The sequence below is a fragment of the Sphingomonas swuensis genome, from assembly GCF_039538045.1.
GTDB lineage: Bacteria > Pseudomonadota > Alphaproteobacteria > Sphingomonadales > Sphingomonadaceae > Sphingomicrobium > Sphingomicrobium swuense.
Genome location: NZ_BAABBQ010000001.1, coordinates 84,753 through 96,457 on the forward strand (window position 1 = coordinate 84,753; position 11,705 = coordinate 96,457).

Below are 11,705 nucleotides of genomic sequence, written 5' to 3' on the forward strand. Positions count from 1 at the left end.
CGGGCTCTAGCCCAGTTTTGGCGTCATTCCCAAACCTCGTCTTCGACTTGCGACGAACGAGGTGGTTACGCGTGACGCGCCGAGCAGCTAGGACGGTCGAATGGCCCGGGCCGACGCCGACACTCCGATGATGAAGCAATATCACCGCCTCAAGGCCGAGGCCGGTGACGCGCTGCTCTTCTACCGGATGGGCGACTTCTTCGAACTCTTCTTCGACGACGCCAAGGTCGCCGCCTCCTGCCTCGACATCGCGCTGACAAAGCGTGGCGACGAGGTGCCGATGTGCGGCGTGCCGGTTCATTCGGCGGAAGGCTATCTCGCCCGGCTGATTCGAGCCGGCCACCGGGTCGCGATCGCCGAGCAGATTGAAAGCCCGGCCGAAGCACGCAAGGCGCGCGGCTCCAAGGCGCTGGTCGAACGGGCGATCGTCCGGCTGGTCACGCCGGGCACGCTGACCGAGGACACGCTGCTCGAGAGCGGGGCTTCCAATTGGCTGGCGGCGGTCGGCCGCGCCGGCGAGGAGTGGGCGATCGCCGCCTGCGACATCTCGACCGGACGCTTCGAACTCGTCGCCTGCGCGGCCCACGAGCTTGCCGCCGAACTGGCCCGGCTCGCCCCTTCCGAAGTAGTCGGCGCGGAGCCGGTCAGCGGGATCACGGGACGCTGGGGGCACGACGGCTTCGATAGCGCCGAGGGCGAGCGCGCGCTCAAGCGGCGGTTTGGCCTCGCCGACCTCGAAGGGTTGGGCGGGCCGGGACGCGCCGAGCTGGCGGCCTGCGGCGGGCTCCTCGCCTATCTCGACACCACCCAACGCGATTCGACCGCCTTCCTTGCCATGCCGCGGCGGGTGTCGCGCGCGCAGCACATGGCGATCGATGCGGCGACCCGCGCCAGCCTCGAGATTTGCCGGGCGCAGGATGGCGGGATCGCGGGCTCGCTCCTCGCCGAGGTCGATCGCTGCGTCACCGCCGCCGGCCGCCGGCTGCTCGGCAGCGACCTTTCCGCGCCGCTCACCGACCGGCAGGCGATCGAGCAGCGGCTCGACCTCGTGGCCTGGCTGCACGAGGATGCTATTCGCCGCGAGCGGGTCCGATCGGCGCTTCGCAGCCTGCCCGACATCGGGCGCGCGATGGGTCGGCTGGTCGCCGGGCGTGGCGGTCCGCGCGACCTCGCCGCGCTTCGCGACGGACTAACCGGAGCGGCATCGCTCGCCGACATGCTGGAGCGTCAGTCACTCAAACCCGTGCTGCTCGACCAGCTGTTGCCGGAGCTTGGCGGCCATGACGAAGCCATATCCGAGCTGGCGCGCGCACTGATCGCCTCCCCTCCGCTCGATCCGGCCAAGGGCGGCTTCATCGCCGAAGGTTATGACCGCGAACTCGACCAGCTTCGCTCGGCTTCGAGCGACGGGCGGCGCGCGATCGCCGAGCTCGAGGGTCGCTACCGCGAAGCCACGGGCATCTCGGCACTCAAGATCCGGCACAATGCTGTGCTCGGCTACCATGTCGAGGTACCCGCCAGGCATGCCGACCGGCTGCTCGCGCCGGACAGCGGGTTCACGCACCGCCAGACCATGGCCGGCGCGGTGCGCTTCAACAGCCCGGCGCTGCACGAGGAGGCGAGCCGGGTGCTCGAGGCAGGTGGCCACGCGCTGACCCTCGAGCATGCCCATCTGGAGCGGCTCACCGGGCAGGTCGTCGGGCGTGCCGGCCCGATCGCCGACACGGCCGATGCCCTTGCCCGAATCGATGTTGCCGCCGGTCTCGCCGAGCGGTCTACCGAGGGCCGCTGGTCCCGCCCGTCGCTCGACGAGGGCGCCTGCCTCGAGATCGAGGGCGGTCGTCACCCAGTAGTGGAGCGCGCGCTGACCGCGTCGGGCGAGCGCTTCGTGGCCAACGACTGCTGCCTCGGCAGCGGCGACCGGCTGTGGCTGATCACCGGCCCCAACATGGGCGGCAAGTCGACGTTTCTCCGCCAGGTGGCGCTGATTGCGCTGCTGGCGCAGGCTGGAAGCTTCGTTCCCGCGAGCCGCGCCAGGGTCGGGCTGGTCGACCGGCTGTTCAGCCGGGTCGGCGCGTCGGACAATCTGGCGAGGGGCCGCTCGACCTTCATGGTCGAGATGGTCGAAACCGCGGCCATCCTCGCCCAGGCAACCGAGCAAAGCCTCGTCATCCTCGACGAGATCGGCCGCGGGACCTCGACCTACGACGGACTGGCGATCGCCTGGGCTGTGGTCGAGGCGATGCACGACGAGGTCAGGGCACGGACATTGTTCGCCACCCACTATCACGAACTGACCCGGCTTGCTGGACGGCTCGACGCGCTCTCGCTCCACCATGTCCGGGCGCGCGAATGGAAGGGCGAGCTGGTGCTGCTCCACGAAGTCGCCGAAGGCGCGGCGGATCGCAGCTACGGAATCGCCGTGGCGAGGCTGGCCGGCCTCTCGCCGTCCGTCCTGTCGCGAGCGAAGGCGGTGCTCGCCAAGCTCGAGGCCGGACGCGACGCGACCGGCGGGATCGCCGCCGGGCTCGACGACCTTCCCTTGTTCGCGGCCTTTGCTGCCAAGGAGCCGCCCAAGGACCCGCTGGCCGAGGCGCTGGCAGCGGTGGAGCCCGACAGCCTGACGCCGCGCGAAGCGCTCGAGCAGCTCTACGCGCTCAAGCGGCTGGCCGACGAGCGGGACGGATGACGCCGCTGGCGGACATGGTCGAGCACGGTCGCGCCGCCATCTTCGTCGCGATGGACGATTGCCCGCACGAGGGACGCGCGCACGCCGCCGCCTTCGCCAGGCTGACCGACGAGGTCGTGCGCGAGGCCTTCGCCCGTGCGCTGGCCGCCTACCCCAGTGCCAACCCGTCCAGCTCCGAGCGCGTCGCGCTGGTCGCCTTGGGCGGTTACGGACGCGGCGAAATGGCGCCGTTCAGCGACGTCGACCTCATGTTCCTCACCCCGCACCCGCGCGCGCCCTGGTGCGAGCAGGTGATCGAGGCGACGCTCTACGCGCTGTGGGACGCCAAGCTGAAGGTCGGGCAGGCGATCCGCACTGTGCCCGAGTTGCTGAGCCTCGCCCGCTCCGACCTGACGGTGCGCACCGCCATGCTCGAAAGCCGCCTTGTCGCGGGCGATCCCCTGCTGTTTGAGGAGGCCCGTGCACGGTTCCACAAGGAGGTCGTCGCGGGGAGCGCCGCCGACTTCGTTACCGCCAAGCTGGCCGAGCGCGACGAGCGGCACGAGAAGATGGGCGACAGCCGCTACCTCGTCGAACCCAACGTCAAGAACGGCAAGGGAGGCCTGCGCGACCTTCACACCCTGACCTGGGTCGGCAAATATGTGCGTGGGCTCACACGCTCGGCCGAGCTGGTCGAAGCCGGGCTCCTGACATCGGCCGAGTTCGCCCGCTTCGATCGCGCCGAGCGCTTCTTCTGGTCGGTCCGATGCCTGCTTCACCGTGCGGCCGGGCGTGCCGAGGAGCGGCTGAGCTTCGCACACCAGCGCGAGCTGGCCGAGGCGCTCAACTATGCCGATCGGCCAGGCAAGCATGCGGTCGAACGCTTCATGCAGATGTACTTCCTGCAGGCGCGGACCGTCGGTGACCTGACCGGTCAGTTCCTCGCGCAACTGGACGAGCAACTCGGCGCCAAGGGCCGGCGCTTCGCCCTTCCGACCTTCCTTCGTCGCCCTCGACGGCTCGGCGGCTTCGTCATCGATCGCGGTCGGATCGCCATTCCGAACGAGCGCTTCTTCCGTGAAGACCCTCGCCGCCTCCTCGAGGTGTTCGCGCTCGCCGCACGCGAGAAGATGGAGGTGCATCCGAGCGCCATGCGGGCTGCGACCCGCGACGCGAGGCTGGTCGAGCAGGTCCGCGACGATCCTGCCGCCAACGCCCTGTTTCTCGAGGTGCTGACCACTCGCGACCATCCCGAACTGGTGCTTCGGTGGATGAACGAGGCCCATGTCTTCGGCCGCTTCGTTCCCGACTTCCGCCGCGTCGTCGGGCAGATGCAGTTCGACATGTACCACCACTATACCGTCGACGAGCATACGATCCGTGCGGTCGGGTTGCTGGCGGCGGTGGAGCGGGGAGAACTCGCTGACGATCATCCGCTGGCTACCGCCCTGTTCAAGCAGATCGGATCGAGGCGCGCGCTCTATGTCGCGGTGCTGCTGCACGACATCGCCAAGGGGCGCGGCGGCGACCACAGCCTGCTCGGCGCCGAAGTGGCGCAGCAGCTCTGCCCGCGCCTCGGACTCGACCCCGGCGAGACCGAGACGGTGGTCTGGCTCGTCCGGCATCATCTGCTGCTCAGCCACGTCGCCTTCAAGCGCGACCTTGCCGATCCCAAGACGATCGATGACCTGGTGGCGGTGGTGCAAAGTCCCGAGCGGCTGCGGCTGCTGCTGATCCTGACGGTCGTGGACATTCGCGCGGTCGGGCCGGGCATCTGGACCGAATGGAAGCGGCGGCTGATCAGGAATCTCCACGACCTTGCCGAGGAGCGGCTTCGGCTGGGTCACAAGCAGCGCGGCCGTGCCGAAGAGGTCGCCGCCAAGCAGGAGAAGGTGCGCGCGGCTCTCGGCTGGAACGCAACCGCGGCCAGGGCTCATGCCCGGCGCCTGCCCGACAGTTACTGGCTCGCCGAGCCCGAGAACTGGATCCACGACAATGCGCGCCAGATCGCCGCGGCCGAGGCGCGGATCGGACCGCCGCAACCTTCGGTCAGCGTCGAGGGCGAGACCGAAGGTGCCACCCGGGTCAGCGTCTTCGCGCCCGACCGGCCCGGCCTGTTCTACCGGGTCTGCGCCGGGCTCGCGGCCGCGGGGGCTTCGATCGTCGATGCCCGGATTCACACCACGCGCGATGGGATGGCGCTCGACAATCTCCTGATCCACGACGGGCAGGGTCGACCCTATGGCGACAAGCGCCGACGCTTGCGCGTCGCTCGCGAGGTGACGGCGGCGCTTCTAGACGAGCGCCTACCGAGCCTACCTGCCGGCCAGGCTGCGCCGGCATTCCCGGTCGCCCCGTCGGTGACCATCGCCGAAGGGGCGTCGCGGCGATTCACCGTCGTCGAGGTCCAGGCCGCCGACCGTCCCGGCCTGCTCGCCGCCCTGGCGCTGGCGATCCACGAGTGCGGGCTGGTCGTCCACTCGGCGCATATTGCGACCTACGGCAATCGCGGCGTCGACGTCTTCTACCTGACGACGGCAAATGGCACCAAGCTTGGAGCGGAAAAGGTGGCGCTGCTCCGCCCTGCCCTGCTTGCCGCGGCGGCGGACGAACGGCCGAAGGGCGCTGCCGCCGCCTGACGCGGCACTCTCTCCAACGCACAGGAAAAAGGCCCCGCGATCGCTCGCGAGGCCCTCCCCCTGTCAACTCTTTGCGTCCCCTTACATGCGGGTGCGCAGGGTGATCCCGTAGGTGCGCGGCTCGGCCAGGAAGGCGCCGAACAGCTGGCTCGACGAGGTGGCGAAGCCGTTGTCCACCGCGCGGCGGGTTCCGGTGCCCTGCAGGGTCGCGTCGAACGCCACCTGCAGATAGTCCTCGTTGAACAGGTTCTGCGCCCACAGCTCGACGCCCCACATTCCGTTGGGTCCCTGCAGGCCGATGCGGCCGTTGACGACTGTGTACGGCGACTGGCGCTTCTCGATGTCGAGATCCGAGCCGGTGTTGAACTGCGAGGCGTGACGCGCATCGACATAGAACAGCGCACGAATGCCGCTGGCGGTGATCCGCGGGTTGAAGCCCGCCGAAGCCGTGACCGACAGGCCCGAGCTGTTGGACAGGCGGCGACCCGGCAGCTGGAACAGCGCGACGCTGAGCGGACGGCCATCGGCGCCGACCAGATTGTCGCGGTAGCGGGTGCTGACGAAAGTCGTGCCGACGTTGAGCGTCACGTCCTGCACCGGGCGGGTGAAGATCTCCAGTTCGACGCCGCGGCTGCGGACACCGGCACGCAGGTCGTCCTTGTCGCAGGCGCCGTTGCCGATGATGTTGTCGGTGTCGCCGAGCAGGACCGACTTCTTGCAGCTGTTGATGTTCTCGACGAAGAAGTTGAGCCCGTTGAAGGTGTTCAGCTGGAAGTCGCGGAACAGCTGCTGGAAGGCGGCGAAGTTGATGTCGACGCCGCGACCATTGTACTTGATGCCGAGCTCGTAAGCGTCGTTCAGCTCCGGCTTGAACTCGAGGAGGTCGAGCGACGAGTTGGCGGTGATGCCACCCGGTGCGCCCGGGTTGGTCGTGGTGTTGCCGAAGATGGTGCGGTTCAGGCCCGAACGGTCGAGGTTGAAGCCGCCCGCCTTATAGCCCTTCGAGTAGCTGGCGTAGGTCAGGATGTCGTCGACCGGCTTCCAGCTGAGGACGACGGTGCCCGACAGCTTGCTCTCGGTGCGCTTGCCGCGCTCGGGCGCGAAGCTTCCGCCCGGCACGCTCGGAATGATGCACGGCAGCTGCTGGGCAGCCTGGAGGCCGGCCAGCGGGTTCGTGGTGCCGTTGAGCGCGGTCAGTGCGCGGCAGAGGGTGTTGTTGTCGTTGAAGGTGGCGTCGAGGGTCTTGCGCTCGCGGGTGTAGCGGGCGCCGACGGTCAGCTTCAGCGACTGGGTGAGCGCGAAGATGTTGTGGGTGAAGAGCGCCATGTTGTGGCTCTTCTGGTCGAAGTCGTCACGCAGCCCGACACCGTTGAAGGTGAAGCCCGGGACGCCGAGGGTCGCCGCGATTGAGCCGAAACCCGGACGCGCCGGATTGGCGTTGAGCGGGGCGAGCTGTGCGAACTGGCCCTGCAGGGTCGCAAGCTGCGCGACCTGCGCCGGGGTGCGCGATCCGACCGGGATGGCGCTCAGTGCGGCAATGCCACCCTGGATCTGGCCGAGCGCGGTGCCCAGGGCGCCGCTGTTGACGCAGGTCGACGAGCTCGGCTGAAAGAAGCTGGTGAGCGCCGGATTGCCGCTGAACAGCAGGCAGTTGGCATAGCGGTCGTAGTCGGCGCCGTAGCTGAGGTTGTCCGAGACGCGCAGGTTCTCGCGAGCGAAGTAGCCGCCGACCAGCCAGTCGAGACGATCGTTCAGCGCCGAGCCCTGGAGACGAAGCTCCTGGGTGAAGGTCTTGAACTTGTTGAACGCGTCGCCGTCCGAGGCGCGGTAGATGATGTCGAGGTTGTTGAAGTCGGCATCCTGGCCGCGGACGTAGTTGTTGTAGCGGTAGGCGGTGATGCTGGTCAGCTCGGCGCCACCGAAGTCGTAGACCGCCTCGCCCGACACGCCATAGTCCTTGACCTGCGAATCATAGTCGCGGCCGGGCGTGATCGCGATCTTGCGCGAGAAGGTGTCGTCGTTGATGATTCCGCCGAGCGCGCGCTCGAGGCCTGCGACCGTCGAGGGCTGCTCGACGGTGACGCCGCCGACGCGGGCGTAGTTGCGGGCGCGCAGATAGGTCGCGCCGCAGCACTCTTCGTCACGCTTCGAATAGTCGCCGATCAGGCGGAAGCTGAAGTTGTCGTTGGGCTTGTAGAGGCTCTGGAGGCGAAGAAGGTAGCGATCGCGGTTGTTGACGTCGCGGCCCGAGACCACGTCGGTCAGGTAGCCGTCGCGCTTGAGGTAGACGGCGTCGGCACGAACCGCGAAGCCGTCGGTGATTGCGCCGGTGGCGCCCACTTCGACACGGCGCAGGTCGTAGTTGCCGAGCGTCAGTTCGCCGTTGATCGCGGTCTTGAACGACGGCTTGGCGGTGATGATCGAGATGAGGCCGGCCGAGGCGTTGCGGCCGAACAGCGTGCCCTGCGGACCGCGGAGGACCTCGATGCGGTCGATCTGGCCGAGTTCGGTCAGGCCGACGCCGGTGCGCGAGCGGTAGACGCCGTCGACGAACACCGCGACCGAGCTCTCGAGACCCGGGTTGTCGCCGACCGTTCCGACGCCGCGGATACGGGCGACGCCCGCGCCGGCTTCGGACGAGGTCGAGGAGACGAGCAGCGAGGGGCTGACCTGGACCAGCTGGCGGATGTCGGCGACGCCCGAGTTCTCGAGGGTCTGCGCGGTGATCGCGCTGACGGCCAGCGGAACGTCAGACAGCGCTTCGTTGCGGCGTGTGGCGGTGACGATGATGTCGCCGGTGTCGGCGGTGTTCGCCTGCTCGGCGGTCTGCTCGGTCGCGGTCTGGTCAACCGCGGCGGCTTCGGCGGTTGCGCCGTCGGTCGGCTGAGCAGCGCCCTTGTCGGTGTCGGTCGACTGGGCGAAGGCCGGCGTGGAGATGGCGAACAGGCCGGCCGAAAGCAGCCAGATGGACTTGCGCATAATAGAGACCCCTCCGGTGAATACGTATCCGGTGGAGGGATAGAGCGGCGGCGCGCCTCTTGGGAAGCGCGCCGCCTGCTAACAAAGTGGTAAGTTGCAGGCTGTTACCGGTCTGCAACATATTGCAGTGCAGCAACAATCTTGCTGCAACGCACCCTACTTGGGCGCGAGCACCATCAGCATCTGCCGGCCTTCCATTCGCGGATGGGCCTCGATCTTCGCAATCTCAGAGACTTGCTCCGAAGCGCGCTGCAGGACCGCCATGCCGAGCTGGCCATGGGCCATCTCGCGACCGCGAAAACGCATGGTGAGCTTCACCTTGTCGCCCTCGCCCAGGAACTCGACCACCTTCTTCATCTTGGTGTCGTAGTCATGGTCGTCGATGTTCGGACGCATCTTGATCTCCTTGATCTCCTGCGTCTTCTGCTTCTTGCGCTGCTCGTTGGCCTTCTTCTGGGCTTCGTACTTGAAGCGGCCGATATCGAGGAACTTGGCGACGGGCGGATCGGCGTTCGGGCTGATCTCGACGAGGTCGAGGCCGACACTTACGGCCTGCTCATATGCTTCGCGCGTAAACATCACGCCAAGGTTCTCGCCATTTTCGTCGATCACCCGCACCTTCTGGCTCTGGATGAACTCGTTATAGCGGGGACCGGTCATCTGCGGCGGGGCCAGCGGGCGACGAAATGGCGGGGGTATAGCGCAATCTCCATATGCAATTGTGGTGAGCATGGCAGCTAGGCGCTCGGACCTGCGCTGAAAAGGGGGCGGAGCCGGCAGGGCTCCTTTTTGTGCCAGCCTGTGGCGGAGTGGCGTCAGATACCCTCGCGTCCGCGCGACCGCGCCCTACATAGGAAGCAGGAGACGAACGACGATGCTTGAAGTGCTTGGCGTCCTGCTGCTGATGTTCCTGCTGTTCGTGCTTGCCCTCGTATGGCTCGGCTTCAAGGTCGCGCGTCGGGTGATCGGCGTTTTCCAGGGAACGGCAGCGTTCTTCACGCCGTCCATGGCGGGCTTCAACGGAGTGCCCGATCCGCGCTGGTCACGGCTGTCGGCCCTGCTCGATCGACGGCAGCGCGAGCAGGCGCGGGTCGCACGGGAGCGGATCCGCGCCTTCCTGGCGGAGCGCAATTCGGCCGCGCTGACCCCGCACGAGGCGCAACTGATGATCAGCTGCGAGAAGCGCGTGCCCGAACTGCTCGACACCTGCCTCGAGCGCTGCCGTACCGCGCGCACCGACGAGCGCTGCGACTATGCCGCGCCGACCCTCGAGCGGCTCGTCCGGATCGGCGAGGAAGCCGAGGCCGCACGGCGGGCCATCCGCGAGCGCGACGATCAGCAGCTCACCACCATGCACCATTATTTCGATGCGGTGGCGACCCGCGAGCCGCGCTGATCAGCGAAGGTCGGGCGGCGTCGCCTCGTCGCGGAGCATGGCCATCGCCTCGTCGAGGCTCATCACCTGCTGGCGCTCCTCCGAGCCGAGCCGCCGGATCGCAACGCTACCTTCCTCGGCCTCGCGCTTGCCGACGACCAGCAGCAGCGGGACCTTGGCGAGGCTGTGCTCGCGAACCTTGTAGTTGATCTTCTCGTTGCGCGTGTCGGCTTCAGCCCGGAAGCCCGCCGCCTGCAGCTTCGAGACCACCTCATTGGCATAATCGTCGGCGTCCGACACGATCGTCGCGACCACCGCCTGGGTGGGCGCGAGCCACACCGGGAAGCGGCCGGCATGATGCTCGATCAGGATCCCGATGAAGCGCTCGTAGCTGCCAAAGATCGCGCGGTGAAGCATGACCGGCCGATGCCGCTCGCCATCCTCGCCGACGAAGGTCGCATCGAGGCGGTCGGGGAGCACCCGGTCCGATTGGATGGTGCCGACCTGCCAAGTACGGCCGATTGCATCGGTCAGGTGCCACTCGAGCTTTGGCGCGTAGAAGGCCCCCTCGCCCGGCAGCTCTTCCCAGCCATATTCCGGCGTCGCCAACCCGGCCGCGGTGACGGCGTCGCGCAATTCGTTCTCGGCCTTGTCCCAGTCGGCATCCGAGCCGAACCGCTTCTCGGGACGGAGCGCGAGCTTGATCGAATAGGTGAAGCCGAAGTCGCGGTAGATGGTGTCGGCCAGCGCGCAGAAGGCCTTCACCTCCTCGACCACCTGCTCCTCGGTGCAGAAGATGTGCGCGTCGTCCTGGGTGAACTGCCGGACCCGCATCAGGCCGTGCAACGCGCCGTGCGGCTCGTTGCGGTGGCAGCAGCCGTTTTCATAGAGCCGTAGCGGCAGGTCGCGGTAGCTCTTGATACCCTGGCGGAAGATGAGGACGTGCGCCGGGCAATTCATCGGCTTGAGCGCCATCCAGCGCGCGTCGCCGCTGACCACCGGGCCCTCGTCCTCGGTGTTCGGAACCTCGTCGGGGATGACGAACATGTTCTCGCGATACTTGCCCCAGTGGCCGGACTGCTCCCACTGGCGCGCGTCCATGATCTGCGGGGTCTTGACCTCGCGATAGCCCGCCGAGTCGATCTTGCGGCGCATGTAGGCCTCGAGCTCGCGGTACACGCGGAAGCCGTTGGGGTGCCAGAAGACCGAGCCGTGGGCTTCTTCCTGGAGGTGGAACAGGTCCATCTCCTTGGCCAGCCGCCGGTGGTCGCGCTTGGCAGCCTCCTCGAGCCGGGTGAGGTGCTCGGCGAGCTGCTTCTTGTTGAGCCAGGCGGTGCCGTAGACCCGCGAAAGCATCGGATTGGCGGGGTCACCACGCCAGTAGGCACCCGACACGCGGGTCAGCTTGAACGCCTGCGGATCGAGCTTCCCGGTCGAGGCGAGGTGCGGCCCGCGGCACAGGTCCATCCAGGCGTCGTCGCCCTTGCCCGAGCGGTACATGGTGATGGTCTCGCCCGCGGGCAGCTCCATCACCCACTCGGCCTTGAAGCGCTCGCCGGTGCGGGCGAAATAGTCGCGCACGTCCTCGCGCGTCCACACTTCGCGGATCATCGGTTCGTCGGCCGCGATGACTTGGCGCATCGCCTCTTCGATCGCGGGAAGGTCCTCCTCGGTGAAGGGACCGCGGCCCTCGGCCGGAGCGAAGTCGTAGTAGAAGCCATCGTCGGTCGCCGGACCGAAGGTGATCTGCGTACCGGGAAAGAGCTTCTGCACGGCTTCGGCGAGGACATGGGCGAAGTCGTGCCGGACCAGCTCGAGCGCATCCTTCTCGTCGCGCGCGGTGATCAGCGCGAGCTCGGAATCGCCCTCGAACGGGCGCATGATGTCGCGGACCTCGCCATCGACCCGCGCCGCGAGCGCGGCCTTGGCCAGACCCGGACCGATCGCCGCAGCCACGTCGGCAGGGGTCGATCCTTCGGGCATCTCCCGAACGGAGCCATCGGGAAGCGAGATTCGAAACATCCTGGACATGGCTCGCCCCTTA

At 67.7% G+C, this 11,705-nt stretch carries 6 protein-coding genes; 3 read left to right on the forward strand and 3 right to left on the reverse strand.

Features of this window, described 5'->3' with window-relative positions; translation table 11 throughout:
- The first annotated feature begins 100 nt into the window (after positions 1 to 100).
- Entirely contained in the window at positions 101 to 2,689 is a 2,589-nt protein-coding gene (gene mutS / locus ABD727_RS00445; protein WP_344705418.1) for a DNA mismatch repair protein MutS, read from the forward strand.
- Positions 2,686 to 5,307, forward strand: coding sequence for a [protein-PII] uridylyltransferase (locus ABD727_RS00450; RefSeq protein WP_344705419.1), 2,622 nt, complete (start codon positions 2,686 to 2,688; stop codon positions 5,305 to 5,307). Before mutS ends, ABD727_RS00450 begins: the two co-directional genes overlap by 4 nt.
- Positions 5,308 to 5,388: 81 nt before the next feature.
- Here the strand turns inward: ABD727_RS00450 and ABD727_RS00455 are convergent, their stop codons facing one another.
- Both ABD727_RS00455 and infC read right to left on the reverse strand, forming a co-directional pair.
- Positions 5,389 to 8,286, reverse strand: a complete 2,898-nt coding sequence (locus ABD727_RS00455; protein ID WP_344705420.1) for a TonB-dependent receptor — start codon at positions 8,284 to 8,286, stop codon at positions 5,389 to 5,391.
- A gap of 156 nt (positions 8,287 to 8,442) precedes the next feature.
- Complete coding sequence (gene infC, locus ABD727_RS00460) at positions 8,443 to 8,946, reverse strand: translation initiation factor IF-3 (RefSeq protein ID WP_344705421.1); 504 nt, start codon at positions 8,944 to 8,946, stop codon at positions 8,443 to 8,445.
- Between the two features lie 214 nt (positions 8,947 to 9,160).
- Between infC and ABD727_RS00465 the strand changes: the two genes are divergently transcribed.
- Entirely contained in the window at positions 9,161 to 9,682 is a 522-nt protein-coding gene (locus tag ABD727_RS00465; RefSeq protein ID WP_344705422.1) for a hypothetical protein, read from the forward strand.
- Here ABD727_RS00465 and thrS read toward each other — a convergent pair whose 3' ends face one another.
- A complete protein-coding gene (gene thrS / locus ABD727_RS00470) occupies positions 9,683 to 11,692 on the reverse strand; it encodes a threonine--tRNA ligase (protein ID WP_344705423.1) in 2,010 nt (669 codons plus the stop codon). It abuts the gene before it with no gap.
- Positions 11,693 to 11,705 lie beyond the last annotated feature (13 nt).